This is a genomic window from Pseudomonas sp. B21-017, assembly GCF_024749245.1.
In the GTDB taxonomy this organism is placed as follows: Bacteria; Pseudomonadota; Gammaproteobacteria; order Pseudomonadales; family Pseudomonadaceae; genus Aquipseudomonas.
This window is the reverse complement of the sequence record NZ_CP087194.1, coordinates 4935869-4962200: the sequence shown is the minus strand read 5'-3', so window position 1 is coordinate 4962200 and position 26332 is coordinate 4935869. Positions and strand designations below refer to the sequence as shown.

Sequence of the window (26332 nt, the reverse complement as noted above, 5' to 3'; positions counted from 1 at the left end):
CCGTTACCCTTGTAGGCGCATGGCTTGCCCGCGAAGGCGGAGTATCAGTCGATAACTATGTTGACTGACACTCCGCCTTCGCGGGCCAGTCGGATCGCCGCACCGCTCGCTCAGGGGCGGTGTTTACATGATGTGTTTTTCCGGCTCCGGAATGTGGCTCGCGCCTAACATGGCCGGAAGCAATCCGGCCCTTAAATCCCCGCCACTCGGCTGCTGATAAAGACTCAATCCGAACTCCGGCAGTACCGCCAGCAGATAATCGAAAATATCCCCCTGAATCCGCTCGTAATCCGCCCATGCCGTGGTGCGGGTGAAACAATAGATTTCCAGCGGAATCCCCTGCGCCGTCGTCTGCATCTGACGAACCATGCAGGTCATGTTCTGCTGAACCTCCGGGTGACTTTTCAGATACGCCAGCGCATAGGCGCGGAAGGTGCCGATGTTGGTCATCCGCCGACGGTTGGCCGCCATCGCCGCGACGTTGCCCTGGGCTTCGTTCCAGGCCTTGAGCTCGGCTGTCTTGCGGCTCATGTAGTCGGTCAGCAAATGCACCTGGGACAGTTTCTGCTCTTCATCATCGCGAATGAACCGTACGCCGCTGGCGTCGATGAACAGGCTGCGCTTGATCCGGCGCCCGCCGGACTGCTGCATGCCGCGCCAGTTCTTGAACGACTCGGACATCAGGCGCCAGGTCGGGATCGACACAATCGTCTTGTCGAAATTCTGCACCTTGACCGTGTGCAAAGTGATGTCCACCACGTCACCGTCGGCACCGACTTGCGGCATCTCGATCCAGTCGCCGACCCGCAGCATGTCGTTGCTGGTCAGTTGTACGCTGGCGACGAATGACAACAGGGTGTCCTTGTAGACCAACAGAATCACCGCCGACATGGCGCCCAGACCCGACAGCAGCAACAGTGGCGAACGGTCGATCAACGTGGCGACGATGATGATCGCGCCAAACACGAACAACACCATTTTCGCCAGTTGCACATAGCCTTTGATCGAGCGGGTGCGGGCGTGTTCGGTGCGGGCATAGATGTCCAGCAGGGCATTGAGCAACGCGCTGATGGACAGCACCAGGAACAGGATGGTGAACGCCAGCGCCACGTTGCCGAGGAAGTTCATGCTGGTCTTGCCCAACTCCGGCACCAGGTGCAGGCCGAACTGGATGACCAGCGATGGCGTCATTTGCGCCAGGCGATGAAACACTTTGTTGTGGCGAAAATCGTTGACCCAGTGCAACGCCGGCTGGCGGCCGAGCATTTTGGTCGCATGAAGAATGAGGTAACGCGCCACTCGTCCGAGCACCAGCGCCACCACCAGCAGCAACATCAGCGCGAGTGTGGAATGCAGGAGCGGGTGCTGATCAAGGGCACCCCAGAGGTCTTGGGCGTTGAGCCAGAGCTGTTTGATATCCATGGTTGAAAACGCTTCTTCTGTAGGGCGCGACGGGGCGATTAGAGCATTTAAGAGGTTGCGGATGACGTTTTGAGACAAATCAGGCAACAAAAAAGCCACTGTTTGCAGCCGTTTGTATAAAGAAACTCGGCCTTAGCGCTCGAAACCGTTACCCTATGCAGCTGTTTTTTTGTATTTCTTCGAGGTAGCACCCGTGTTTTCCCAATTCGCCCTGCACGAACGTCTGCTCAAAGCCGTGGCCGAGCTTAAATTTGTCGAGCCAACGCCTGTGCAAGCAGCGGCTATTCCGCTGGCGCTCCAAGGGCGTGATCTGCGGGTGACAGCGCAAACCGGCAGCGGCAAAACCGCAGCCTTCGTTTTGCCGATCCTCAACCGCTTGATCGGCCCGGCCAAAGTCCGCGTCAGCATCAAGACCCTGATCCTGCTGCCGACCCGCGAGCTGGCCCAGCAGACCATCAAGGAAGTCGAGCGCTTCGCTCAGTTCACTTTCATCAAGTCCGGTTTGATCACCGGCGGTGAAGACTTCAAGGTCCAGGCCGCCATGCTGCGCAAGGTGCCGGACATCCTGATCGGTACGCCGGGCCGGATGATCGAGCAACTGAACGCCGGCAACCTCGACCTCAAGGAAGTCGAAGTGCTGGTGCTCGACGAAGCCGACCGCATGCTCGACATGGGTTTTGCCGAAGATGTGCAGCGTCTGGTGGATGAGTGCACCAACCGCCAGCAGACCATGCTGTTCTCCGCCACCACCGGCGGTTCGGGCCTGCGCGAGATGATCGCCAAGGTCCTGAACAACCCTGAGCACTTGCAGCTCAACGCAGTCAGCCAGTTGAACGAAACCACCCGTCAGCAAATCATCACCGCTGACCACAACCAGCACAAAGAACAGATCGTCAACTGGCTGCTGGCCAACGAGACCTACCAGAAGGCCATCGTGTTCACCAACACCCGGGCCATGGCCGACCGTATCTACGGCCGCCTGGTGGCGCAGGAATACAAAGCGTTCGTCCTGCACGGCGAGAAGGACCAGAAAGACCGCAAACTGGCCATCGACCGCCTGAAGCAGGGCGGGGTGAAAATCCTCGTCGCCACCGACGTCGCTGCCCGTGGCCTGGACGTGGACGGCCTGGACCTGGTGATCAACTTCGACATGCCGCGCAGCGGCGACGAATACGTTCACCGCATCGGTCGCACCGGCCGCGCCGGCAACGATGGCCTGGCCATCTCGCTGATCTGCCACGGCGACTGGAACCTGATGTCGAGCATCGAACGCTACCTCAAGCAGAGCTTCGAGCGCCGCACCATCAAGGAAGTCAAAGGCACCTACGGCGGACCGAAAAAGGTCAAGGCCTCGGGCAAAGCCGTTGGCGTGAAGAAGAAAAAGGTCGACGCCAAGGGCGACAAGAAGAAAACCGGCGCCAAGGCCCCGACCAAGCGCAAAATCGCCAACCGCCCGAAGACCGACGCCCTGTCGCTGGTCAGCAAGGACGGCATGGCGCCATTGAAACGCCGTAAGCCGGAAGCGCCGGCGGCTGAATAAAGCGTCGTAGCGATCCAATAAAAACCCGGACAGTGTCCGGGTTTTTTTACGTCAAAAGATCTTGCCATCTAACCCCCGGCTTTGTTCTTCGCCGATTCCAACTCCTTCAAACGCTGATCGATCACCTGGCACTTGTCCGGCAAATCCTTGCTGGCCGTCTCCAGGTCCATCTTCTGCAACTCGTCATTGATCTCCTTGGCCTTGGCCGGGTTCTGCTCAGTGATCTTGGCGACTTCCTTGGCCAGTTGTTCACGCTTGGCGGTGGCTTCCTCGGGAGGGCACGCCCATACGGGTAGGGTACAGGTGAGGGTGGCGGCGAGGGTGAGTTTCAGCAGGGTTTTCATAGATTGAGCCTCAGATTCCGGTTAAGGCGGGTTTTCCGGTTGAGGGGCGAAGGGTGTGAAAAGTTCAGCTTCCGAGGGCCACAGGGTATGTTTGCAAGGCCGAGCAGCAGTTCCCTTCATCGAGAAACCAGACGTGAAAAAACAGCTTGAGTTCGAAAAGGTAGGAGATATTAATAGCGACTTCCCTTATCTATGCGTTTACCTCAAGGGAGAAAATGATCCGTTCATGGAAATTGGCATCTCGCGAGCGCAGGCCATCGAATTCATTTTTTATCCTGGACAGAAAAAACTACTGAGTTTCTCTCAGTGGACGGAAGTAGCTGAACGTGCCCGCGTGTTTCTGAAGGCCGAGATTGCCAATCAGGCTTTTGAGTGAGAGTGCCCACGGATGAGCGAAAGGGTTAGAAAGTGGCTTAAATAAATCCGTCCCGAATGGCCATCTGGTGTCTATCGGGCCACTGTTCAGGTGCCGGACCCAAAAAACCCAGGTCAGTGGCTGACCAAAACGACTAACAATTCGATAAATACGATGTTCCCTGCCTCTTGGACTAAAGCACAATTGATAGATGAAATTGATGGCGCTTGGAATAGTCCTAGGAAAGTAGTAAATGGGAGCCGCTGGACTTCCTGGACGCCTTCCGGTGTTAAAGTAACCGGGTACACGTCCCCAAGAGCAACCGTTTACCCACTCTACAAACCTTAAAGCAGGAGAGAGAAATGGAACTGAAATTTTGCCATATTTACGCGGGGTATGACGCTGTTTTAGGGCATTTGTTTTGCCGGGGTGCGACGGTTTCTTCGGGAGAAAATGCCCCGCGCTATGAGCTCTATATATGCTCTGTGCTAGACGCTATTGCCCAGATTCCACAAGATTGCGATCGATTACTTGGTTATATTGCATCTATCGAAAACGGTTCGGAACAGTCTGTCGAAACTGGCGGGAACGATGTTGCACTGACAATGGACGCTTCAGGTGTGCAAGTCGACATCCGCGTCAACGACGATTGGAATGGACAGCCCGAGGGCAAATTTACCCTAGAGGAGTGGCGAATTGTTCTAGAGCAGTGGAGGTATTTTCTGGGATTGCCCGAGTCGGAAGAGTCAGTAGTTACATTTAAACTGCCATAAGAAAAACGAGCAACGCAAACAGGGGACGGAACCTGAGGGGGGCCCAAATTTTAAGGATGCCCATGGAACTTAAGTTTTATCACGTCGCCGGGGGAACCTACCTCAATGCACGACAAGTTTTCATGCTATGGCCGAGGTGTTTTCTGAGCAGGACGATGCGCAGCGCTATACCCTGTACGTCTGCAGCGTCCTAGGTGCAATCGCGCAGATTCCGCAGAATTGTGACCGATTGCTGGAGGCCATCGCATTAGTCGAAGAGGGCGTTCTTGCATCAACGAGCATGCTCTTGTTGGTCGTGTGCAGTTCGAAGAACTTGCGCCGCGCATGGGCCATGCAACCGATCTCGGTCACGCCGAGTTCGAAACTGGCTTTGTAGCCACCAAAATCATCACACACCAGCTTGCCCTTCCAGTCTTGCAGGAAGTTGCGAGCGTGCTCGCCGGCGCGGTTAGGGCTGAAATCGTAAACGTCGCCAAATCCGAGAATTGGCTAGTGGCGTATGCCCAAACATAAGAGCGGAGGGTTTTCTTTGAGCCCGGCACGAGCATCTGCACGGGTGTTTCATCAGAGGATAAACGGGGACAGACCGTTTCTCTGTGTCGCACTTTAACGATCTGAAATAGTGTGGAATAGATAGGGAGATTGTTTTTCGTAGGATTGACTAAGCTTTCGGCATCATTAATTGTGAATGGACTCACCATATGCCACGCAGAGCACGTGTCTTGATACCAGGTATCCCCTTGCATCTGATTCAACGAGGAAATAATAGATCAGTTTGTTTTTTCTCAGAGGATGATTACCTTTTTTATTTAGAACTGCTTGCTGAGCAGGCCTACAAATATGCGTGTGGAGTTCACGCGTGGTGTCTTATGACTAATCATGTCCATTTGTTGATTAGCCCTCATGAATACGGCAGTGCAAGTTTGCTTATGAAGGGGATAGGGCAGCGATATGTGCAATACATAAATCGTACATATGGACGTAGTGGGACTTTATGGGAGGGACGCTTCCGTTCGTGCCTTGTTCAAAGTGATAGTTATGTATTGGCCTGTTATCGCTACATTGAGATGAATCCTGTCAGAGCCAAAATGGTGACGCATCCTGCGGAATATCGTTGGTCGAGTTATCGTGCTAACGCCCAATCAGAATTTTCGCATCTCATTACTCCGCATGCTCAGTACCTATCGCTTGGGGACACAGATGTATCGACTGCTGAAGTCTATCGCGAGCTTTTTAGAAGCGAGTTGGAGACAGGATTGGTTGAGCAGATTCGGGCTGCCACCAATGGCGACTGTGTACTTGGTGGTTCGCGATTTGCAGCCGAAATTGAAGCTATGATTGGGCGACGAGCTCGGCGGTGATGCCCGGGCAGACCGAAAAAGCATTCGATTTTTTAGATGGAAAACGTGGTCTGTCCCCGTTTCTCCTTGCCAAAGACGGTTCTTATGTCGTGAGGAACGATCGTACGGGAGCGATTGTTCAGGTTTCTAATAAAAAAGACCCTAATTGGGTTGCACCTTGGGATTAGTTATGAACGAGATTTTCGCGGGAGCTCTGCCTGTTAGCCCTACATTGATGTGGGAGGGGGTCCCTTTATTTGATATTTCAGATGCGATTAGGCTAATTGAGTATTGTGAGGGTAACGATATTGCAGTTCTCGGCATAGAGGGGTTTAGAATTAAAGGCGATAAGAGAGTTCCAGATATGGATTGTATTGTGGATTTTTCTGCATCGATAAATGAGGATGGGTTTGTTGGTAAGTCACTGGAGGCGAGTAAGCGAATTATAAAAGAAATAGATGATTTGGGAACTTTACTAGAGTTTTTGTTGGTTAAAATTTAGTGGCTTTTGAAGTGGTGGTGTAGAGCAAGATGGAGGGTGTTTGCTTGGAAAAGGATAAGGGGGCGGATTTGAATGGCACTTACTTAACATATTTAGCGTGCTCATTTTTCCTGACATCTGCCCTTGCTGACCGACGTGATTTGGTCAGCAAGGGGTAGGCTTGAGGTCTTCGTTTTATGGCTCGCGGCTCGATACGACCAGAAAAGGGACGCCCATTAGCCGGTCTCGAGTCAAGGCTAATGGGTGTCCGTTTTTTGGAAGGCAGTTATACCAGGTTGGAAAACTTTGGCGAAAATACTTTGTGCGGCGCAGCCAAACATACGCTTTCAAGGACATTCAGACGTGAAAAGAACCACACTACTAACACTGACCCTGATTCTGGCATTACCAGGCTGCCATTCCAACGTCCGTGACTCTTCCCCTAGCCTGTTGAAGGACGGCGTCCAGCTGCGTCAGAACAAGGTGACAGTCGATGCGCAACACGCCAAGGTCATCATGAAAGCATCAGGCAACACTTCCCCAGTAGAGTTCTCGATCCGTCGCGCAGCGGATCCTGACCAGCGTATGGAGGTGCTTGGAACCGTGGTGGATTCAGGCCAGGGCAAGGTCTTCGGCTGGATCGCCAAACTCAACGAAGCGGCCAACAGCGCCACGCTTAAACGCTTCCCGCAGCTGGAAGCGCAGGCCGATGCCGATCAGCCATTCCAAGTATCGGGTTATTCGAATAGCGCGGGTGTTGGGAATATCTATAGTTGCGGTCCGCTCAAAACCACTTTCACACCAGAAAGAAGCAAGGTCTATTTGGTGGAGTTCCAGTTTGTTGATAGCCGCTGTGAGCAGCATGTTTACGATATAACTCAGGCTCAGGAACGCATTCCCGTGGCGAGCGTGCCTTCAATGTAAAGTGGTGGTGTGAATAATGAGCGAAGACGATATTTATCTGCAGCTCGGACATATTTTGCTGGACACATCCCCCGCGACCGCTATGAAGGTCATAGTCGAGGCGGAGCTATCTCCAGAGAACGATCATTGCCAGTTTCTATTTGATTATGTGGATGAGGATGGTAAACAGGACTGGTTTAGCCCCGTCAGCGCTCAAGTGGATTCGGAATTGTTTGACTGTCTTGTTGAACTTCGAAAAATCTATATTCAGAACGGAATAACGGGTGGGTGTCCGATCTGGAGTGGCTGCGTAATTACATTGGATGTTGCTGTCAGTAAGCTGGCGGTTGAATTTAAATATGATTAGCTTGGGTCGGGATATGAAGGAGGTGGATGTATTTGTTTGGGGTGGAGTATGGCAAAAGCCTTTATTCGTCCTTTGAGTTGTGTATTCCAAACGTTGGGCAGACATTAAAAACGGGCGACTCATAGGTCGCCCGTTTTGTTGAAGTCGGACGTCTGAATGCAATTTACACAACGCCACTTACCTCCTGTGGGATCTTACTCGCGATAGCGGTGTATCAGTCGTCCATGTTGAATGTTAGTCAGTCATCGCGAGCAGGCTCGCTCCCACAAGGTTGCGGTCTACCCACCATGGCAGCAACTAGCTGACACCTTGTCTTCATACCGATCGTGATGCCTCACCCATTCCATGATTTCCTCTTCATTACGGCCCTTGGGCGTTAGGTCGAGGTAGTTGTAGGCACCGACCAGCAGATCCAGGCCTCGTGCATAAGTCGAATAGGTATGGAAAATCTCCCCCGCTTTGTTGCGATAAAACACGCTCAGCCCTGGGAGTTCTTCCTCAACGCCGTCAGTTTTTTCGTAGTTGTAGGTAGCTTTTCCGGCGGCGACGTCTTCGGCCCGGGCGCAGACGCCGAAGTCGTAGTTGAAGTCGCAGCCTTCAGATGAGACCCAATCGAATTTCCAGCCCATGCGCTGTTTGAACGGTTGGAATTCGGCGAACGGTGCGTGGGAAACCGCGACCACGGCGACGTCGTGGTGGGCCAGGTGTTGGTTGGCGCCGTCGATGTGGTCGGAGAGGAACGAGCAGCCTGGGCAGCCTTCGTCCCAGCCAGCGGCGAACATGAAGTGGTAGACGATCAACTGGCTGCGGCCGCCGAACAGGTCGGTCAGGCTCAGTTCGCCGTTGGTGCCCTGAAAGCGGTAGGGTTTGTCGATTTTTACCCAGGGCAGGGCGCGGCGTTCGGCGCTGAGTTTGTCTCGTTCTTTGGTGAAGGCTTTTTCGTGGGCCAAGTGTTGTTTGCGGGCCGCGACCCATTCTTCCCGGGACACGACCGGATGATTCTGTATGTTCATGCTGATTTCTCCTGCTTGCTGTGGCGAAAGTCGATCCGCGCAGAGGGGTAAACCGTCTTACACAGCCTAGTCGTTTGGCCTGCGCTCAAATCGACAGGCCGCCGGTCGGTTGGGGGAAAGAACTCGGCTGAACGGCTGCACTCCCTGTCGGTCACAACCTATGAAGGCCATTTCACTCGTGGGCACTGGAGGTTGATCAGGATGACGACTTATAACTGGGATTTGATCGAGCATTTACTGCACGAAGTGCAGAACAGTGCTGGCCGCAGTTTCACCCCACGGCCTTATGCCGAGCAGTATGCGGCGGCGAAAGCCTCCGCGGGCGAGCCGTTCGAGAATCTGGATCGCCTGAAAACGATGGCCGGTGAGTACGAAAAAATACTGCTGTTGCGGGGGTATATCGAGCCTCGGCCGGAGGATCAGGGTGGCAATGGCGAGAATTACATATTGACACCCCGGGGCTCGAGTTTGTTGAGCCTGATCGACAGCAGCATCCCGGGAAATGAGCATCCGCGCCAGGTGCTGGATGAGCAGGAAGATGCGCTGGATGAATTGACGTTTGATGAAGTGGCGTCGAAGGCTCAGATTGCGTGAAGCTTGCAGCTTTAGAACCTATCCTCGTTGCGCCGCTTTCAGGCATTTCAAATCAGTGAAGTCCTTGCGCATGTCTTCAATCTTATGCAGCAACCGTTGACGCTGAAACGGCGTGCTCTCGGCCATCAAGTCCACCAGCAATGCCCGAGCCTGGGCTTCGGTGTTGGCATAGGCCACACGGTAAGCGGGGGTCCATAAACTCTCGCGATCAACCAGAAGTGTCTCGATTTGCTGTGGGAATTGCGGACTCTGACGTTGCGCGACCGCCGCGCTGAATTGCTGTTGCCAATGAACGCGGTTGGCAATCCATTGTGTGTTCTGATCCCCCAGGGCGTTCGACCAGGCCATCACCCGTTGCTGTTGGGTTGGGCTGAGCGGTCCGAGCCAGGCATTCAGGCGTTTTTCCATGCGCTTGCTTCGCTCTTTGATCTGTTGCTCGAGCGGTGGCTTGAGGTAGTCCTCCTGGCGTTTGCGTTGGTCCTTGGCGAAAGCGTCGTTCATTTCCGCGACTTGCTTGTCATCCAGCCCTTGCAACAGTTCGATGGCCGATGGGGTGATTTCCCGGGCGGTTTCGGCGATGGCTTGTTTGGCTTCCTGGGTACGGGCTTGCAGCGCGGCGTCGGTGATCTGGTTGGTCTCGATCATGGTCTGTAAACGATTCAGCCAGTCGAGGTAGCCGGGTAGTTGCGTGGTGCAGTGCCAGCGCAGGTGTTCTTTGAGCCGCTCGTTCAACCAGTCTTTTTGCTGGTGGTTCATGTCCAGGTAGTCGCTGAGCGTCCAGGGAATGATCACATCGAGGTTGCGGTAAGCCAGGCCCACGCGGGTGCATGCGGCGACGGTGAGGCTGAGCGTGAGGATGACGGTGATCTGTTTCAACCAATGCGACATGGCAAGCCCTTGCGAAGACCTGGTTTTTTATTGGGTTCTTTAATGTGAACGCAGGACGAGCCCGGCAGTTCAGCCGATTAATAGAAGGCGCGTGCGGCCTTGAGGGTGACCAGGCCGTCACACTCGCTATTGTGGCCGGAATAGGCGGAGCAATCGCTGCCGCTCAGGCTTGAGTCACTGTAGATCAAGTCCAGGTCGATACCCATGAACGGCCGGGACAATTTCACCGACCAGTCGGTAAAACTGCCTACATATCCACCGTCAACGGACACCGGCGTATTGAGCTGGTGAGTGGTGTATTTCAGGCTGACCCCGATGCCGAACGGCTGATTGCCACTTAGGTCGGCGAACAGGGTGCTGTTCTGTTTGTCCGGGTCGTTGCTGAAGGCAGCGCCGAAGCGGCTGCCCAGCAGGGTCAGGCCGCCGAACAACTCCTGGCTGTCGAGGGTATCCACTTTGGGATAGCTGTAATGGATCATGCCCACTTCGTAGCCGAGGGAGTGATCGAAGGGCTGTTTAAAGCCCATGTAGGAGTCGACTTCAAGGTTGCTCGAAGGACTAAGCCCCATGCTGGGGGACCATTGGCCCACGTAGAAGCCGCTGTCGTGGCTCAGGTCGAGGCCACCGTGGAACGAGCCGGTCGTCGAGGGTTTGACCAGCCCTTGGGCCATGCTGCGGCTGGGGGTGGTGGCGAGTTTGAGATCGAAATCGCCCAATTCGCGCTGGAAGACTTGCGCATGGGCAACGGAACACCACAACAGGCTGGCGAGCAGGAAAAGAGAGGGCTTGAGCATGCGTCACTCCATGAGCTGCGAGGAGCAGGTGGTGAAAGCCTGCTGAAACGCTTGATCCAGACACGTGCAAGCATACCGGCGAATGTTCGGCATCGAGGGCCGTTCGTCGATTGTTGAAATATTGATTTGTTTTATGGGGTGTTGCTGGAGGGTTCCAGTCCAAGCGCTTCGAAGCTCAAAGCGCTTAGGGACCAGTTAAAGCGGGGGAATTACTTTTTGCCCAGCGTGATCTGCTTGGACGGGCCGAACGTCTGGCCGCTGACGCCTTTGGCAATTTGCTGGATCTCGCCACCGGACTTGAGGAACGCAGCGATCTGATTGTTGATCGATTCACTGGTTTCAACGGCTGGAGCTGGCTTTGCTTTGCTGTTGGATGCTTTTACACGCATGGCGGCCATTAACCTGTAGAAATTAACTTGGCCAGGCATCGTACAGGAAATACTTGACAATTGCTTGGTAAATATCCTCCCGAAATACACACGGCAGGTGCCCGAATAATCGCAAGTTATTATTTGGAATAGTCCCCTAAGCTGCTGTTTTAACTAAAAACCTCAGTGGAAAAATAGTGCTTTTCGGATCGGCTGGCCACCGTCCAGACCACCCGAACGGCCTGACGAGCGGCCTGACGAGCGGCCAAACACGCCCGCCAAACCCAGGGAAATTAGGGCCTTGCGCGGATTTTCTCGCGCCACCGAGCCGGCCCGCCGAACGCAGCCCGCAAAACCGGGTAGAATGCCGCCCACGCAATGAGGGTATTGGACATGGCTTTAGTCGGGCGTTACAACAGTTTGCAAGTGGTTAAACACACTAACTTCGGTTTATATCTGGACGGTGGCGCGGATGGCGAAATCCTTCTGCCTAATCGTTATATTCCCAAAGATATTCCCAGCGAAGATGAAGATTGGCTCAACGTTTTTATTTATCTGGACAGCGATGACAAACTTATCGCCACCACCGAAAAGCCGAAAGTTCAGGTCGGTGAATTCGCCAGTTTGAAAGTCGTTGAAGTCAACAGCATCGGCGTGTTCCTGGATTGGGGGTTGCCGAAGGATCTGCTGCTGCCGTATTCCGAAGAAAAGCGCCAGATGACTGCCGGCGAGTATGTCGTGGTGCACGTCTACCTCGACAAACACACCCGGCGCATCACCGCGACGGCACGTCTGGACCGTTATCTGGACAAGACCCCGGCCAACTACACCCCGGGCCAGGAAGTTGATTTGCTGGTAGCCGAAGCGACCGATATGGGCTTCAAGGCAATCATCAACAACAAGCACTGGGGCTTGATCCACAAGAACGAAATCTTCAAGTTCATGCGCGCCGGTAAAGAAGAGAAGGGCTTTATCAAAGAAGTCCGTGCCGACGGCAAGATCAGCTTGAGCCTGCAGCCGGTGGGCGAAGCCGCTGCCACCAGTCTGAACTCGAAGATTCTCGCCAAGTTGCGCGACAACAACGGCACCCTGCCAGTCAGCGACAAGAGCGACCCGACACTGATCAGCAGTATGTTCGGCGTCAGCAAGGGCAACTTCAAAAAGGCCATCGGTGCGTTGTACAAGAACGGCCAGATCGTCATTCACGCTGATCGTATCGAACTCAGCTGACCTGCACCGGCCCCGGTAGGCGCTACCGCAGGTTGTGATCAAAAAAGGATCCAGCCTACGGTAGCCTTCTGCGCAGCAGTCACCCATCTCTTTGTATACATAACACCCTGCACCGTTTGTAGGCGTGGACGCCCTGTTCGTGGGCGTTATAACCCCCTCTACGTCTTGAAGGCTGTGCTCTGAACAGGGTCGAAAGCCAGATTTGTCACACCTTTAGATCGTATGGCACGCATTCTGCGTAGTAACTCGTATACAAACCATGCCGGCTCCCGTACGCAGTGTGGTCGCCGCATCAATCTCGGGGGCCGCGCCTGTACTTTCGAGGAGCCCCGCGATGACCGAACAATTGCCCAATGGCTACAGCCCGCGCCTGTATAACCAGGACCTGGGGCCACTGCCGCAGACATGGAATTGGTACAACATCTTTGCCTTCTGGATGAGCGACGTGCACAGCGTCGGCGGCTATGTGTTCGCCGCCAGCCTGTTTGCGCTTGGGCTGGCCAGTTGGCAGGTGTTGATTGCCTTGCTCGGCGGGATTTGCATCGTGCAGTTGATCGCCAACCTGGTGGCCAAGCCGAGTCAGCAAGCCGCAGTGCCTTACCCGGTGATCTGCCGACTGGCGTTCGGGGTGTTCGGGGCGAATATTCCTGCGGTTATTCGCGGCCTGATTGCGGTGGCCTGGTACGGGATTCAAACGTACCTGGCGTCCAGTGCACTCATCATCGTCGTGCTGCGGTTTTTTCCTTCGATGGCGACCTACGCCGAACCGCACTTTGCCGGTTTGTCCTATCTCGGCTGGTTCGGTTTCCTCAGCCTGTGGTTCGTCCAGGCGCTGGTGTTCTGGACCGGCATGGAGTCGATCCGCCGCTTCATCGACTGGGCCGGCCCCGTGGTGTACGGCGTGATGTTCCTGCTCGCCGGCTGGATCGTCTGGCAGGCCGGCTGGAGCAACATCAGCTTCACCCTGGCGGAGAAATCCCTGTCTGGCTGGGAAGCCTTCGGCCAGGTGATCGTGGCAACGGCGTTGGTGGTGTCGTACTTTTCCGGTCCGACCCTGAACTTCGGCGATTTTAGTCGCTACTGCCGCAGCATGAATGACGTGCGTCGCGGCAATTTCTGGGGGCTGCCGGTAAACTTTCTGGCGTTCTCGCTGGTGACCGTGGTGATCGTTTCCGGCACCTTGCCAGTGTTCGGTGAAATGCTTCACGACCCGATCGCCACCGTGGCGCGCATCGACAACAGCGTGGCGGTGCTGCTCGGCGCCTTTGCCTTCGTCACCGCGACCATCGGCATCAACATCGTCGCCAACTTCGTGTCCCCGGCATTCGACTTCGCCAACGTCGCCCCAAGCAAAATCAGTTGGCGTGCGGGTGGCATGATCGCCGCCATGGCGTCGATCTTCATCACCCCGTGGAACCTATTCAACAACCCCGAAGTGATTCACTACACCCTCGACGTGCTGGCGGCGTTCATCGGCCCGCTGTTCGGGATTCTGCTGGTGGATTACTACCTGATCAAAAAGCAGCAGATCGACGTCGATGCGCTGTTCAATGACGGCCCGAGCGGGCGTTATTACTACAGCGGCGGGATCAACTGGACGGCGGTCAAGGCGTTGATTCCTGCCACCCTGATGGGCGTTGCGATCACTTTCATCCCGGTGTTGCAGCCGATGGCCAATTTCGCCTGGTTCACTGGTTGCTTCCTCGGAGGCGTCCTGTACTTCGCACTGGCCAGGCGCAAGCAGGCACAGCAATCGGCGGCGCTGGTCATCGCTGGATGACGTACGTGGCGATTTAAAGGTCTTTTGCAGACACCTTTTTCTGTCCATCTGGTTAATAATCGACAGCATAATTTTTCGCCCCGGCACCCTCTGTTCAGCAGGAAGGCCGGGGCTTTGCTTTTACTGTCGAGTCACTGCCATGGATTGTGTTGTCGAGGTGTTCCGGTGAGCGCCACCCGGCGTAGCGCCGACGGGTTTGCCCTGCAAGTGATGGTCGGGCTGTGCCTGATCTGGGGTGTGCAACAGGTGATGATCAAATGGGCGGCGCCCGACATCGCGCCGGTCATGCAGGCGGCGGGGCGGTCGGGTATTTCCGCGTTGCTTGTAGGATTATTGATCTGCTGGAAGGGCGGTTGGGATCAGGTCGGGACTACCTGGCGCGGCGGCTTGCTGGCCGGCGCGTTGTTTGGCCTGGAGTTCTTCTTCATTGCCGAAGGTCTGCAACTGACCACGGCGGCGCATATGTCGGTATTTCTCTACACCGCGCCGATCTTTACCGCGTTGGGCGTGCATTGGTTGCTGCCGAGTGAGCGTTTAAGACCGGTGCAGTGGCTGGGGATTTTTCTGGCGTTCATTGGCATTGCCATTGCGTTTGCCGGTGGTGTGTCCTGGGACAATCTTGACCACCGCATGTTGATGGGCGATGCCCTGGGTGTGCTGGCCGGCGCGTCGTGGGGCGCGACCACTGTAGTGGTGCGCGCCTCGCGTCTGTCGGAAGCGCCGGTGACCCTGACGCTGTTTTATCAACTGATCGTCGGCTTCGTCGGCCTGCTGCTGATCGCGATCCTCAGTGGTCAGGTCACCCATGTCAGCCTGACCACGGTGGCGGTGGCCAGCGTGCTGTTTCAGGGATTGGTGGTGTCGTTCTTCAGTTATCTGACGTGGTTCTGGCTACTGCGCCGTTACCTGGCGGCGAACCTCGCGGTGTTTTCGTTCATGACGCCGCTGTTCGGCGTCACGTTCGGCGTGGTGCTGCTGGGTGAAGAGCTGAGCCTGAACTTTGTGATCGGCGCGGTACTGGTTTTGCTCGGGATCACTTTTGTGAGCGCAGAGCAGTGGGTGCGCCGTCGTTTGCGCAAAGCACTTGGGCAACCCTGATCGGGCGCAGCAACAAGCCTGCGGCAATGATAAAACCGCCGCCGGCGATCACCAGCGCGGGTTGCAAGCCACCGCTGAAATGGCTGCTCAACGCGGCTAGCAACGGCCCGCTGAGCTGACCCACGGCGAAGCACGCGGTCAGCAGCCCGGCATTGCGCTGGGTGGCGTGGGGCGCCAGTTCCCGGGAGCGCTGCATCACCAGTTGCATGCAGGCCAGGAATGGCCCGCCACACAGGATCACCCCCAGCGCCAGTCCGGCACCGCTGCCCAACAGGCAAGCAAACACCCCGGCGGCCTGTAGCCATAGCGTCGCCATCAGCCAATGACGAGTTGCGTTCGGGTTGTGCCGACGCAGGCTCACCAACACGACCCCGACCGCCGCCGCCAGACCAAAGCACGGCCAGAACAGATCGGCTTGCCATTGCCCATGGAACTGCGCGCTGGCCATTTGTGAGAGGAAAGTGGCCGGGATGATGTAGCCCAGACCGTACAACCCATAGATTACCGGTAAGCGTCCGACGCCTTGGGCGGCCGACTTGGTGGCAAGCGGTGTCTCCGTTGAAGTGGCGGCCGGCTGCGGCAGGAACGGCAGAATCGCCAGCAGCATCACCAGCCCGACAGCGGCATACACCAACCACAATGTCGCGGACGTTTGCCCCAGCAGGTTCGAGCCCAAGGCCAACAACCCTGTCAGAAAAATCCCCAGACCCGGTCCGGCAAACACCAAGGCGCCGAGTCGCGGACGACCGGCCGCCGCTGCCAGCGGTTGGCTCAACGCGGTAATCATCACCAGCACCCAGGCACTGGCCACGCCCGTGCCGAAACGCAGCGCCAGATGCGCCCAGAACCCGTTGGCCCAGAACGAGGCCAGGGTCAGCAATACACACAACCACAAACCGCCGAGCAGGCGCCTGCGAACCTGATCGGGGCGACGGGCGAACATCGCATCCACCGCGCCGGCGAAGTAACCAAGGTAGTTGGCGGCAGCAATCAGACCAGCGGCAGTCAGGTCGATCTGACCTTCGCTGAGCAAGTGCGGCAGTTGTGGGGTGAGGGCGAAACGCCCGATGCCCATGGCCATCATCAGGGCGACAAAGCTGGCGGTTAAGCGAATCAGCGGGGACATGGTCTGAGTTCCGTTTCGAGGATCAATGACCGTCAGGCTAGGACTGATTGACTTTCTTTAAAAATGAATAATAGTGAGAAACTTGTTCTGATTTGGAGAATGGCGTGGAATTCAGCCAATTGCGGATCTTCCAAGCGGTGGCGGAAGAGGGCTCCATTACGCGAGCCGCCGAACGCCTGCATCGCGTGCCCTCCAACCTGTCGACCCGGCTTAAACAGCTCGAAGAGCAACTGGGTGTCGAACTGTTCGTACGCGAGCGTCAGCGTTTGCAGTTATCACCTGCGGGAAAAGTCCTGCTGGACTACACCACCAAGCTGTTCGCCTTGCATGACGAAGCTCACGCGGCGGTGCAGGGCGGGCAACCGGCCGGGGATTTCGTACTGGGCACCATGTACAGCACCGCCGCGATTCACTTGCCAGAGCTGTTGGCGCGTTATCACCGCCGCTACCCGGCGGTGAACCTGCAAGTGCAGTCGGGCCCCAGCGGTGAACTGCTCGAAGGGTTGCTCACCGGGCGCCTCGATGCGGCGCTGGTGGACGGCCCGCTGGAACTGGCCGGGCTCGACGGCGTGCCGTTGTGCGACGAACGGCTGGTGTTGATCAGCGAGGCCGATCATCCGCCGGTGCGCAGTGCGCTGGATGTCGAAGGGCGTTCGGTGTTCACGTTTCGCCAGGGCTGCTCCTACCGGATGCGCCTGGAAGCCTGGTTTGCCCATCACCATGCGGCCATGGGCCGAGCCATGGAGATCGAGTCTTATCCGGGAATGCTGGCCTGCGTGATTGCCGGCTCTGGCGTGGCGCTGATGTCGGAGTCGATGCTCGCCAGTCTGCCGGGGCGTGAAAGCGTGGCGGTGCACCCGTTGGCCGAGCCGTTTGCCAGCGCGACCACCTGGCTGATGTGGCGCAAAGGCATGGTCGGGGCCAACCTGAATGCATGGATCGAGCAGCAGCAGGCGGTGTATCCGTCGACCATGGTCCAGGCCCAGTCAATTTCTTGAACTAACGTCCAAGGATTTGGATCAATTCAGTAACAGATCATTGCGATCTTGAGCGAGCATTGCGTAGGACTTCGGACTATTATCAGTGCGAAGGGGCTACAGAACTTCGGCCGCTCGGCACGACCCTGAAGGGGGGCATCATGAAAGAGAAAATCCAAAACTGGCTGCATGACCTGGGTGTCGCACTCGGTTTGATTGAACCGCCTCTGCAACCGGTGCCAATTCGCACTGATGACGAACAACGTCGCCGCCAGCAGCGCCGTCGGTAAGTCTGGCAAATCACCTGTGGCGAGGGAGCTTGCTCCCGCTGGGGCGCGCAGCGGCCCCATTCATCGCCACTCAGGTGGGTCAGCTTGAGCGCGAGTGCAGCTTGCGATCGCTGCGCAATCGAGCGGGAGCAAGCTCCCTCGCCACAGAGGTTCGTTCGGCCCATCGGATGTATTTAGCAATCCGTTTCAATACCGCCCAATCTCAATCAAAAACCGGGTCAAGTCATTCGCCGTCCTGGCAGTCTTGAGAATCCGGTCTTCTTCGGCGGTAAACGCCGTCAACCCCAACTGATCCTCCAGGCGGAAGATCAGCTCTTCAATATCCTCTTTGTCCAAGCCCAACTGCATCAGGTTGGTGTTGTCGTCGAAGTCATCCTGGTTTTCCAGCAGGCGGCGGATGCGACGATGCACGGCGGCACGAACGGCGGCTCTTGTCATGAGGTCCTTCTTCGAGAACGTTATGAGGTCCCTGACGCTGAGTACAGCAGGCTTCAGGCGTGTCGGCGCTGCCACTCGTCAATCATGAGCGCAGATACTCTCCGGAAGGCTACCGAAATGCGTTCGATCTTGAACCACTGATCGCGGCTGACGATCTTCATGGGCAAATTCCTTCAGGCGAAAAAAAACGGGTGTGGCAACCGACGCCACACCCGCCGAAGAAAGCATCAGGTCGTTATAGAAATCTTAGGCAGCGCTCGCCACTACGACCGGGCGACGGGACAGAAGGCTGACCACCACGAAACTCACCAGGCCCACGCCGAGGCTGTAGTAGATCGGAGTATTGGCGTCCATACCGTCCTTGATCATGAACAACAGCGCAGTGGCAAAGCCCAGGCCCATGCTGGCGATGGCGCCGGCGGTGGTTGCGCGTTTCCAGAAGATCGCGCCGATCAGCGGGATCAGCATGCCGCCCACCAACAGGTTGTAAGCCAGGGTCAGCGCGCTGATCACGTCATGTACGACCAGAGCGATGCCGAGTACGACGATGCCGGTCAACAGGGTGAACAGGCGGTTCATGCCCAGGCTCGACTGTTTGCCTCCACGCAGTTTCGGCAGCAGGTCTTCGGTCAGTGTGGTGGCAGCGGCGAGCAGGCCGGCGCTGGCGGTGGACATCATGGCCGCCAGGGCCGCGGCGATCACCAGACCACGGATACCGTCCGGCAGGGACAGTTTGACGATGGCGGCGAAAGCGTTGTTGACGTTGTCCAGGTCCGGGATCAGCACGTGAGCGGCCATGCCGATCAGGGCGCAGGCCAGGCCGTAAAGGATGCAGTAGAAGCCTGCGAAGGTACCGGCGACCTGAGCCACTTTGGCGCTCTTGACGGTGAACACACGCTGCCAGATGTCTTGGCCGATCAGGATCCCGAAGAAGTAGATCATGAAGTAGGTGATGATGGTGTCCCAGCCAATCGTGGTGAAGCTGAAGGCAGTGGCCGGCAGTTTCAACACCAATTCATCCCAGCCGCCAACGCGGTACAGGCAGATCGGCAACAGGATGAACATCAGGCCGACGGTCTTGATCACGAACTGGACGATGTCGGTCAAGGTCAGGGACCACATGCCGCCGATCGCAGAGTAGATCACAACCACGCCACCGCCGAGCAATACCGAGACCCAGAACGGCAGGCCGAACAGCACTTGCAGCACGGTGCCGATTGCCAGGATCGAAACTACGCCGATCATCAGCGCATACGCCAGCATGATCACCGCGCTCGCGGAGCGGGCCATCGGGTTGTAGCGTTTTTCCAGCACTTGGGTAACGGTATAGATTTTCAGTTTCAGCAGCGGTTTGGCGAGGAACAGGTTCAGCGCCACGATCCCGCAGCCGAGTGCCGCGCACAGCCAGAAACCGGAGATGCCATGGACGTAGCCCAGGCGCACGGTGCCGACGGTGGACGCGCCGCCCAGAACGGTGGCGGCCATGGTGCCCATGTACATGCTCGGGCCGAGGTTGCGACCGGCGACCAAAAAGTCTTCGTTGGTCTTGGCCTTGCGCATGCCGTAATAGCCGAGCATCAGCATCGCGGCGGCGTAGATGAGTACGACGAATAAATCCAAAGCCATGATGGCGTGTCTCCGATTGTCTTTTTTATGGTGAGGCTGAATAGCAGTGATGCGATGGAACACTTAATTGTGGCGAGGGGGCTTGCCCCCGTTGGGTCGCGAAGCGGCCCCAAAACCTGATAGCGCGGTTCTTCAGTCAGAACCGGTTGTTTGTATTGCGACTGCTGCGCAGTCGAACGGGGGCAAGCCCCCTCGCCACAAAAGCTCCTCGACACAATTTCTGCGAGTTGAATCAGGCGGCTTGTCGCATCGCCGGTTTACCGAGCGAATCCGTGCCCTTGCTGCGTGCATCGTTGGGGCCGAACACCGCAGCCGATTCCGGGAACAGGCTCAGCAGCGTCAGGTACACCAGCGAGGCCAGGCCGAGGGTTACCGGCAGGCTGATGTCGATCCCGCCAGCCAGATCTCCGAGCGGCCCGACAAACTGCCCCGGCAGGTTCACGAAGCACAAACCGACCGCGGCACTCGGGATCCAGGCGCCCAGGCCACGCCAGTTCCAGCCATGGGTGAACCAGTAGCGGCCACCTTTTTCGCCACGGGTGAACACTTGCAGGTCATCCGGGCAGTAGAAGCCGCGACGTACCAGCAGGCCGATGATCATGATCACCATCCATGGAGTGGTGCAGGTGATGATCAGCACGGCGAAGGTCGACACGCTCTGCACCAGGTTCGCCGCAAAGCGCCCGATGAAGATGAAGGCAATCGACATCACACCGATCAGCAGCGTCGCTTTAACCCGCGACAGGACCCGTGGAAAGACGCTGGACATGTCCAGCCCGGTGCCATACAGCGACGTGGTGCCGGTGGACATGCCGCCGATCACCGCAATCAGGCACACCGGCAGGAAGAACCAGCTCGGCGATACCGCCAGCAGGCCGCCGACGTAGTTGTTGGCCGCGATGTAGTCCGGTGCCTTGATCGCCACGATGGTGGCGGTGGCGAGGCCGAACAGGAACGGGATGAAGGTCGCGATCTGCGAGATCACCACGGCAGCCATGATCCGGCGCTTGGAGGTGTCACGCGGGATGTAGCGCGACCAGTCACCGAGGAACGCCCCAAAGGAAATCGGGTTACTCATCGCCACCAGCGCAGCGCCGATGAAAGCCGCCCAGAAACCCGGTTGACCGAGGCTGACGCTGCCGGCGTAGTTCACATCGAAAGGACCGGCGAAGGCGAAGACGCCCAGCAGGAACAGCAGGCTGGCGCTCCACACGGCGATCTTGTTGACCCACAGCAGGAAGCGGAAGCCGTAGATGCACACTGTCAGCACCAGGATCGCGAACAGACCGTAGGCCAGGCCCAGGGTCAGGTCGGTTTCCGGCAGGCCGATCAGGCGTTTCGCACCACCGATCAACGCATCACCCGAACTCCATACCGAGAGCGAGAAGAAGGCGATAGCGGTCAACAGCGACAGGAACGAACCGACGATCCGCCCGTGCACGCCGAAGTGCGCACCGGACGACACGGCGTTGTTGGTGCCATTGAGTGGGCCGAACAGGCCCATCGGCGCGAGGATCAGCGAGCCCAGCAACACGCCCAGCACAATCGCCCAGACGCCCGCCTGAAAAGACAGGCCGAACAGTACCGGGAAACTGCCGAGCACGGCGGTGGCGAAGGTGTTGGAACCGCCGAAGATCATCCGGAACAAGTCCGTCGGGCCTGCGGTGCGTTCGTTGTCCGGGATCTGCTCGACCCCGTAGGTTTCAATGTGCGTAAGGCTTTGGTCTTTGTTGTTGTTATTCATGATCTGCTCCGATCATAAAGGCGCGCTCATCGTGCGTGAGCGTCACCTGTTTGGCTAAGGGGTTGGCAGCCCTTCCGGCATTGCGGACAAATGTTCGTGGCAGGCCAGCCATAGGCCTTGTTGTTCTTGGCCAGACGCCTGTTTCTTGAAAACAATCGTCTCGCGTTCCTGGCTGAAGTGTTGCTCCCCTTGCATGCGCAGCTCGGTGGCTACGTCATGGATGAAAATCGCCACGTCACCCTGCAGGCTGACGAAGGCGTTGCTCGAGGTGCACGACAGCACCTCGAAGCCGTCCTCGGCACGCCAGCTGTCCCACAACGCCTGGTAGGCATCGCGCGACAGCAGGGGCTGCTCGAGGGTGTAGAACACGAAGCTGGCGTCGATGCTGAATGCGCCGAAGTAGGCTTCGCGATCGTTTCGGGCAAAGGCCGACACCAGTTCGGCGGCGGCATTGAGTACCTGATCACGTTCGTTCATGACCGATCCTCAGCGATGGACCACGCCTGGCAGTACGCAGAGCATTTCGTACAACAGGTTGGCGCCCAGCAGCGAGGTGTTGCCGGTGGTGTCGTACGCAGGCGAGACTTCTACCAAATCGCAGCCGACCAGGTCGAGGCCTTGGCAGCCGCGCACGATTTCAATCGCCTGAATGGTCGTCAGACCGCCGATTTCCGGGGTGCCGGTGCCAGGTGCCCAAGCCGGATCGATGCCGTCGATATCGAAACTCAGGTACACCGGACCGTCGCCGACTTTCTCGCGAACTTCAGCCATCAGCGGCGCCAGGGATTTGTGCCAGCACTCTTCGGCCTGAACCACACGGAAGCCTTGATTGCGGCTCCAGTTGAAGTCATCAGCGGTGTAGCCCTGAGCCCGCAGGCCAATTTGCACTACGCGGTCGCAATCCAGAAGGCCTTCTTCTACTGCGCGACGGAAGGTGGTGCCGTGGGCGATTTTCTCGCCGAACATGTGATCGTTCACGTCGGCGTGAGCGTCGATGTGCACCAGGCCGACCTTGCCGTGCTTTTTATGGATGGCACGCAGGATTGGCAGGGTGATGGTGTGGTCGCCGCCCAGCGTCAGGGGGATCACATCGTGTTCGAGGATATTGTCGTAGGCCTCTTCGATGATCCGCACGGCGTCCAGCAGGTTGAAGGTGTTGATCGCCACGTCACCGATGTCGGCAACCGACAGCGAGTCGAACGGCGCAGCGCCGGTGGCCATGTTGTACGGACGGATCATCACCGATTCAGCGCGGATTTCACGCGGCCCGAAGCGGGTGCCGGGGCGCAGGGATGTGCCGATGTCCAGCGGGATGCCGATAAAGGCAGCGTCCAGGCCGGCAGCGGATGGCAAATGGGGGAGTCGCAGCATGGTGGCGATGCCGCCGAAACGCGGCATTTCATTGCCGCCCAGTGGTTGGTGAAGAATCTTGTCCACGGGTAAGGCCTCATCGTCGTTGTTTTATTTATGCAGGTAAGCCGCTCGGGGAGAGACGGGTTCCGCTGTGGGCCGATTCTGCGAAATGCAGTGGCCGGGAAGAATCGCTACAGGCAAATACTTAGTTCAGATTTTTCTAAACTAATGGCGGGCGGGAAGATAGACTCCCCACCATGCACCGAACCCTTGTGGCGAGGGAGATCACTGTGGCGAGGGGGCTTGCCCCCGTTCGGCTGCGCAGCAGTCGTAAACCTGCCAACTCGGTCTGTCTGATTGCACCGGGGTGAATGGTTTTGGGGCTGCTGCGCAACCCAACGGGGGCAAGCCCCCTCGCCACAAAAGCTCCCTCGCCACAAAAGCAACATGCACTACCTTGCAATGGAGCCCCCCATGGCCAACGCTTTACCCGACCTGAAACTATTGCGCATCTTCGTCAGCGTGGTCCGCCATCAGGGGTTCGCCAACGCCCAGCACGAGCTCAATCTCTCGACGTCGGCCATCAGCACTTATATGAGCCAGCTCGAAGCGGCCCTCGGCCTGGTGCTGTGCCATCGCGGTCGCGGCGGTTTCAGCCTGACCAGCAAGGGCGAGCTGTTTCATCAGGAAACCCTGCGTCTGTTGGCCGAACTCGAAGGTTTCGAACAATACGCCGCCGCCCTCAAAGGCGAATTGCGCGGCACGTTGAACCTGGGGGTGATCGATTCCACCGTCAGCGACAAGGCCTTGCCATTCGCCGAAGCCATCGGTGCCTACAGCCAGGAACACCCGGCGGTGCATTTGCATCTCTCGGTCATGAGCCCTTACGAACTGCAACTCGGCGTGCAGGACAACCGCCTCGACCTGGCCATCGGTGCCTTTTCCACGCGCATGAGCGGTCTGGTCTACATGCCGCTCTACCGCGAGCAGCACTGGTTGTATTGCAGCAGTCGTCATCCGCTGTTCAACGAGCGGCGCATCCCCGAGCAGGTCATCACCCAGCAACGCATGGTCGGTCGAGGCTATTGGAGCCAGGCCGAACTGGCGCGTCATGGTTTCAAGCACAGCGCGGCGACCGTGGAAAGTATGGAGGCCCAATTGATTCTGGTGCTGTCCGGCGCCTACATCGGTTACCTGCCGGAGCACTACGCCCAGGCCTGGGCCGACAAGGGGGATTTGCGCGTGCTGCTGCCGGCGACGTTCGGTTATCAGGCACCATTCTCGATGATCGTGCGCCGTGGCCGTAGCCGCGAGCCGCTGATCCAGACCTTCCGTGATTTGCTCAAAGCACAGCTCAATCAGGCTTAAGAAAATGTCCAGAATCCAGTGCCCGCGCTGCCTGCGTCCGCAAACCCATTGTCTGTGCCCACTGATCCCAAGCCTGGATAGCCGCACGCGGGTGTTGCTGTTGCAGCATCCGAGTGAAGTGAACCATGCATTGAACACTGCACGATTGGCTGCGTTGGGACTGAAGAATGCCGAGTTGATCGTGGGCGAGGTGTTCGAGGATTTGCCGGCGTTGTTGAATCAGCCGGGTTATCAGGCGCGGCTGTTGTTTCCCGGTGAAGATGCTCAGCCGATGCAGGCGTACACCGCGAGTGATAAGCCGCTGCTGCTGGTGGTTCCGGACGGCACGTGGCGCAAGGCGCGCAAGATGCTGCACCTCAATCCATTGCTGGCGGCGTTGCCCAGAGTGACCCTGGCCGAGGGCGGGGTGTCGCGTTATCGCTTGCGCAAGGCACCTGGGCCTGGGGCGTTGTCGACGGTGGAGGCGATTGTGCAGGCGTTGCAGACCCTCGAATCACCGAGCAGTTTCGAGCTGTTATTAAAACCGTTCGAGGCGTTGATCGAGGGGCAGATTGCGGCGATGGGGGAGGAGACCTATCAGAAGAATCACGGCCAATGATTCCCTGTGGCGAGGGGGCTTGCCCCCGTTCGGCTGCGAAGCAGTCGTAAAACCGACTAACGTGGTTTACCTGTTACAACCGGGTTGAATGGTTTTGGGGCCGCTTCGCGACCCAACGGGGGCAAGCCCCCTCGCCACAGGGACAGCGTGAGACTTAGCGTTCGCGCATCGCCTCGGTCCGTGCCTTCAACACCGGTTTAAGCAGGTAATCCAGCACGCTTTTCTCACCGGTAATAATGTCCACCGTCGCCACCATCCCCGGAATGATCAGCAGCGGTTTCACATCCCCGCCCAAGTGATTTTTGTCGGTCCTGACCTGAATCAGATAGAAACTGTTGCCCTTGTCATCGGTGATGGTGTCCGCCCCGATCAACTCAAGCCTGGCACTCAACCCACCATAAATCGTGTAGTCATAAGCGCTGAACTTGACCATGGCTTTTTGGCCCGGGTGCAGGAACGCCACGTCTTGAGGGCGGACCTTGGCTTCGATCAGCAGGTTGTCCTCCACGGGCACGATTTCCACCATGTCGCTGCCCGGCTGGACCACGCCGCCGATGGTATTAACCTTCAGCACTTTGATGATGCCGTGAACCGGTGACACCACGGTGGTGCGCGTTACACGGTCGTCGATGGCAATGCTCGTGGCGGTGATTTTCGACAGGTCGGTGCGTTTTTCATTCAGCTCCTTCGCCGCGTCCGAGCGGAAGGATTGTTCGGACTCGTCGATCTTGCTTTTGATCTCGTTGATCGCCGATTCCGCCCGGGGAATTGCCAGGGTCGTGGCGTTCAACGAGCCGCGGATTTCCACCGCGCTGCGTTTGAGCCGCAGGATTTCCACCGGCGACACCGCCCCGGTGCCCACCAGCGGCGCCGACATGTTCATCTCTTGTTGCAGCAGCGCCAGGCTGGAACTGAACTGCCCCTGTTTGGAACGGAACTCCGCCAGCTCCTGGGTTTTTTGCCGAAGTTGTTCAGTCAGCGTGCGTTGTTCGCTGGCCAGTCGGCGCTGGCGTTGTTCATACAGCGAGCGTTCGTCCTCGGCCACTTGCGGCGCCTTGGCGATGACTTCCGGGGACAGCTTGAACGGCCGGCTTTCCGCTTCGGCAGACAATCGTTCGACCTGCGCGATCAAGGCATAGCGGTCCGCTTCGCTTTCGCCCTTATTCGACAGGAATCGCGTGTCATCCAGGCGCAGCAAGGTGTCGCCCTTGTTCACCATTTGCCCTTCGCGAACGAAAATCTCGGTGACGATGCCGCCTTCCAGGTTCTGGATCACCTGTATCTTGCTCGACGGAATCGCCTTGCCTTCGCCCATGGTGACTTCCTGCAACACGGCGAATTTGGCCCAGACCAGCGCGCTGATCAGCAGCGCCGCCGCCAGCCACACGGTGATCCGCGACCAGCGCGGTGAATCCTGCAACGAGGCGCCGGCGGTTTCCGGCATGAACTCGCTCTCGGCACTTTTGCTGAAACTGCCGAAGTAGCTTCGGTCTTGCGCTGTGTCGGATGATGAACGGGCCAT

Annotated in this window: 30 protein-coding genes and 1 pseudogene; 17 read left to right on the top strand and 14 right to left on the bottom strand. The window is 57.5% G+C overall.

Translation table 11 applies throughout. The annotated features are described in order from the left end of the window. Positions 1-123: 123 nt before the first annotated feature. Positions 124-1422 (bottom strand): mechanosensitive ion channel family protein, encoded by a 1299-nt coding sequence (locus tag LOY28_RS22340; protein WP_018926727.1) that lies wholly within the window; start codon positions 1420-1422, stop codon positions 124-126. A 193-nt stretch (positions 1423-1615) separates the two neighbouring features. Between LOY28_RS22340 and LOY28_RS22335 the strand changes: the two genes are divergently transcribed. Beyond that, entirely contained in the window at positions 1616-2962 is a 1347-nt protein-coding gene (locus LOY28_RS22335; RefSeq protein ID WP_019580783.1) for a DEAD/DEAH box helicase, read from the top strand. 68 nt (positions 2963-3030) lie between these two features. Here the strand turns inward: LOY28_RS22335 and LOY28_RS22330 are convergent, their stop codons facing one another. Beyond that, positions 3031-3306: a hypothetical protein gene (locus tag LOY28_RS22330; protein ID WP_258612564.1), complete on the bottom strand. Its 276-nt coding sequence runs from the start codon at positions 3304-3306 to the stop codon at positions 3031-3033. Between the two features lie 55 nt (positions 3307-3361). Here LOY28_RS22330 and LOY28_RS22325 point away from each other — a divergent pair, with 55 nt between their 5' ends. Genes LOY28_RS22325 through LOY28_RS22320 form a run of 3 tightly spaced genes read left to right on the top strand, consistent with a single transcriptional unit; the run spans position 3362 to position 4434 of the window. After that, positions 3362-3682, top strand: a complete 321-nt coding sequence (locus tag LOY28_RS22325; RefSeq protein ID WP_258612563.1) for a hypothetical protein — start codon at positions 3362-3364, stop codon at positions 3680-3682. A gap of 45 nt (positions 3683-3727) precedes the next feature. After that, positions 3728-4009, top strand: coding sequence for an EndoU domain-containing protein (locus tag LOY28_RS30190; protein ID WP_081625756.1), 282 nt, complete (start codon positions 3728-3730; stop codon positions 4007-4009). 14 nt (positions 4010-4023) lie between these two features. Next, the gene (locus LOY28_RS22320; protein ID WP_019580780.1) at positions 4024-4434 is read left to right on the top strand and encodes a hypothetical protein; all 411 of its coding nucleotides are present in this window, start codon (positions 4024-4026) and stop codon (positions 4432-4434) included. Positions 4435-4704: 270 nt separating this feature from the next. On the opposite strand, the pseudogene LOY28_RS22315 reads toward LOY28_RS22320, so the two are convergent. Then, a pseudogene (locus LOY28_RS22315) lies at positions 4705-5009 on the bottom strand (transposase); the annotation flags it as partial. 165 nt (positions 5010-5174) lie between these two features. On the opposite strand from LOY28_RS22315, the gene LOY28_RS22310 reads away from it, so the two are divergent. The 5 genes from LOY28_RS22310 to LOY28_RS22295 all read left to right on the top strand — a co-directional run bounded on the left by LOY28_RS22310 (position 5175) and on the right by LOY28_RS22295 (position 7525). Beyond that, a complete protein-coding gene (locus LOY28_RS22310; protein WP_244914180.1) occupies positions 5175-5795 on the top strand; it encodes a transposase in 621 nt (206 codons plus the stop codon). Continuing rightward, on the top strand, positions 5795-5962 hold the full coding sequence (locus LOY28_RS30185; RefSeq protein WP_408981024.1) for a colicin E5-related ribonuclease: 168 nt from the start codon (positions 5795-5797) through the stop codon (positions 5960-5962). Before LOY28_RS22310 ends, LOY28_RS30185 begins: the two co-directional genes overlap by 1 nt. A 2-nt stretch (positions 5963-5964) precedes the next feature. Further along, a complete protein-coding gene (locus LOY28_RS22305; RefSeq protein WP_258612562.1) occupies positions 5965-6276 on the top strand; it encodes a hypothetical protein in 312 nt (103 codons plus the stop codon). Between the two features lie 342 nt (positions 6277-6618). After that, complete coding sequence (locus LOY28_RS22300) at positions 6619-7179, top strand: hypothetical protein (protein WP_258612561.1); 561 nt, start codon at positions 6619-6621, stop codon at positions 7177-7179. Between the two features lie 16 nt (positions 7180-7195). Further along, positions 7196-7525 (top strand): hypothetical protein, encoded by a 330-nt coding sequence (locus LOY28_RS22295; protein ID WP_258612560.1) that lies wholly within the window; start codon positions 7196-7198, stop codon positions 7523-7525. Between the two features lie 278 nt (positions 7526-7803). Here LOY28_RS22295 and LOY28_RS22290 read toward each other — a convergent pair whose 3' ends face one another. Beyond that, entirely contained in the window at positions 7804-8538 is a 735-nt protein-coding gene (locus LOY28_RS22290; protein WP_258612559.1) for a thioredoxin family protein, read from the bottom strand. A 201-nt stretch (positions 8539-8739) separates the two neighbouring features. Between LOY28_RS22290 and LOY28_RS22285 the strand changes: the two genes are divergently transcribed. Next, a complete protein-coding gene (locus LOY28_RS22285) occupies positions 8740-9132 on the top strand; it encodes a hypothetical protein (protein ID WP_018929896.1) in 393 nt (130 codons plus the stop codon). A gap of 18 nt (positions 9133-9150) precedes the next feature. Here the strand turns inward: LOY28_RS22285 and LOY28_RS22280 are convergent, their stop codons facing one another. From LOY28_RS22280 to LOY28_RS22270, 3 genes are all read right to left on the bottom strand, one after another. Then, positions 9151-10020: a DUF6279 family lipoprotein gene (locus tag LOY28_RS22280; RefSeq protein WP_258612558.1), complete on the bottom strand. Its 870-nt coding sequence runs from the start codon at positions 10018-10020 to the stop codon at positions 9151-9153. A 77-nt stretch (positions 10021-10097) separates the two neighbouring features. Next, positions 10098-10814, bottom strand: coding sequence for a TorF family putative porin (locus LOY28_RS22275; protein ID WP_258612557.1), 717 nt, complete (start codon positions 10812-10814; stop codon positions 10098-10100). A gap of 209 nt (positions 10815-11023) precedes the next feature. Further along, positions 11024-11212 carry a hypothetical protein gene (locus tag LOY28_RS22270; RefSeq protein ID WP_017337097.1) on the bottom strand — a complete coding sequence of 63 codons (189 nt, stop codon included), beginning with the start codon at positions 11210-11212 and terminating at the stop codon, positions 11024-11026. Positions 11213-11575: 363 nt separating this feature from the next. Here LOY28_RS22270 and LOY28_RS22265 point away from each other — a divergent pair, with 363 nt between their 5' ends. From LOY28_RS22265 to LOY28_RS22255, 3 genes are all read left to right on the top strand, one after another. Next, entirely contained in the window at positions 11576-12412 is an 837-nt protein-coding gene (locus LOY28_RS22265) for a S1 RNA-binding domain-containing protein (protein ID WP_007942143.1), read from the top strand. Between the two features lie 334 nt (positions 12413-12746). Next, on the top strand, positions 12747-14192 hold the full coding sequence (locus LOY28_RS22260; protein ID WP_258612556.1) for an NCS1 family nucleobase:cation symporter-1: 1446 nt from the start codon (positions 12747-12749) through the stop codon (positions 14190-14192). Positions 14193-14357: 165 nt separating this feature from the next. Beyond that, complete coding sequence (locus LOY28_RS22255; RefSeq protein WP_028939950.1) at positions 14358-15290, top strand: DMT family transporter; 933 nt, start codon at positions 14358-14360, stop codon at positions 15288-15290. Here the strand turns inward: LOY28_RS22255 and LOY28_RS22250 are convergent. Beyond that, positions 15226-16416: an MFS transporter gene (locus LOY28_RS22250; protein WP_258612555.1), complete on the bottom strand. Its 1191-nt coding sequence runs from the start codon at positions 16414-16416 to the stop codon at positions 15226-15228. The two genes, LOY28_RS22255 and LOY28_RS22250, sit on opposite strands and share 65 nt — an antisense overlap. Before the next feature lie 104 nt (positions 16417-16520). Here LOY28_RS22250 and ptrR point away from each other — a divergent pair, with 104 nt between their 5' ends. Together ptrR and LOY28_RS22240 are read left to right on the top strand one after the other, a co-directional pair. Continuing rightward, complete coding sequence (ptrR, locus tag LOY28_RS22245) at positions 16521-17414, top strand: putrescine utilization regulator PtrR (RefSeq protein WP_258612554.1); 894 nt, start codon at positions 16521-16523, stop codon at positions 17412-17414. 140 nt (positions 17415-17554) lie between these two features. Then, a complete protein-coding gene (locus LOY28_RS22240; RefSeq protein WP_007914492.1) occupies positions 17555-17683 on the top strand; it encodes a PA1414 family protein in 129 nt (42 codons plus the stop codon). 186 nt (positions 17684-17869) lie between these two features. Here LOY28_RS22240 and LOY28_RS22235 read toward each other — a convergent pair whose 3' ends face one another. The 5 genes from LOY28_RS22235 to speB all read right to left on the bottom strand — a co-directional run bounded on the left by LOY28_RS22235 (position 17870) and on the right by speB (position 22928). Continuing rightward, a complete protein-coding gene (locus LOY28_RS22235) occupies positions 17870-18121 on the bottom strand; it encodes a phosphopantetheine-containing protein (protein WP_026345692.1) in 252 nt (83 codons plus the stop codon). 246 nt (positions 18122-18367) lie between these two features. Beyond that, a complete protein-coding gene (locus LOY28_RS22230) occupies positions 18368-19747 on the bottom strand; it encodes a sodium:solute symporter (protein WP_258612553.1) in 1380 nt (459 codons plus the stop codon). A gap of 232 nt (positions 19748-19979) precedes the next feature. Beyond that, positions 19980-21491 carry a cytosine permease gene (locus LOY28_RS22225; protein ID WP_096479691.1) on the bottom strand — a complete coding sequence of 504 codons (1512 nt, stop codon included), beginning with the start codon at positions 21489-21491 and terminating at the stop codon, positions 19980-19982. 54 nt (positions 21492-21545) lie between these two features. Continuing rightward, a complete protein-coding gene (locus LOY28_RS22220; RefSeq protein WP_019580765.1) occupies positions 21546-21968 on the bottom strand; it encodes a nuclear transport factor 2 family protein in 423 nt (140 codons plus the stop codon). 9 nt (positions 21969-21977) lie between these two features. Continuing rightward, the gene (gene speB / locus LOY28_RS22215; RefSeq protein WP_007942156.1) at positions 21978-22928 is read right to left on the bottom strand and encodes an agmatinase; all 951 of its coding nucleotides are present in this window, start codon (positions 22926-22928) and stop codon (positions 21978-21980) included. A 390-nt stretch (positions 22929-23318) separates the two neighbouring features. Here speB and LOY28_RS22210 point away from each other — a divergent pair, with 390 nt between their 5' ends. After that, positions 23319-24212, top strand: a complete 894-nt coding sequence (locus LOY28_RS22210; RefSeq protein WP_007938472.1) for a LysR family transcriptional regulator — start codon at positions 23319-23321, stop codon at positions 24210-24212. A 4-nt stretch (positions 24213-24216) separates the two neighbouring features. Then, on the top strand, positions 24217-24810 hold the full coding sequence (locus tag LOY28_RS22205) for a tRNA-uridine aminocarboxypropyltransferase (RefSeq protein ID WP_258612552.1): 594 nt from the start codon (positions 24217-24219) through the stop codon (positions 24808-24810). A 154-nt stretch (positions 24811-24964) separates the two neighbouring features. Here LOY28_RS22205 and LOY28_RS22200 read toward each other — a convergent pair whose 3' ends face one another. Continuing rightward, positions 24965-26332, bottom strand: a complete 1368-nt coding sequence (locus LOY28_RS22200) for an HlyD family type I secretion periplasmic adaptor subunit (protein WP_258612551.1) — start codon at positions 26330-26332, stop codon at positions 24965-24967.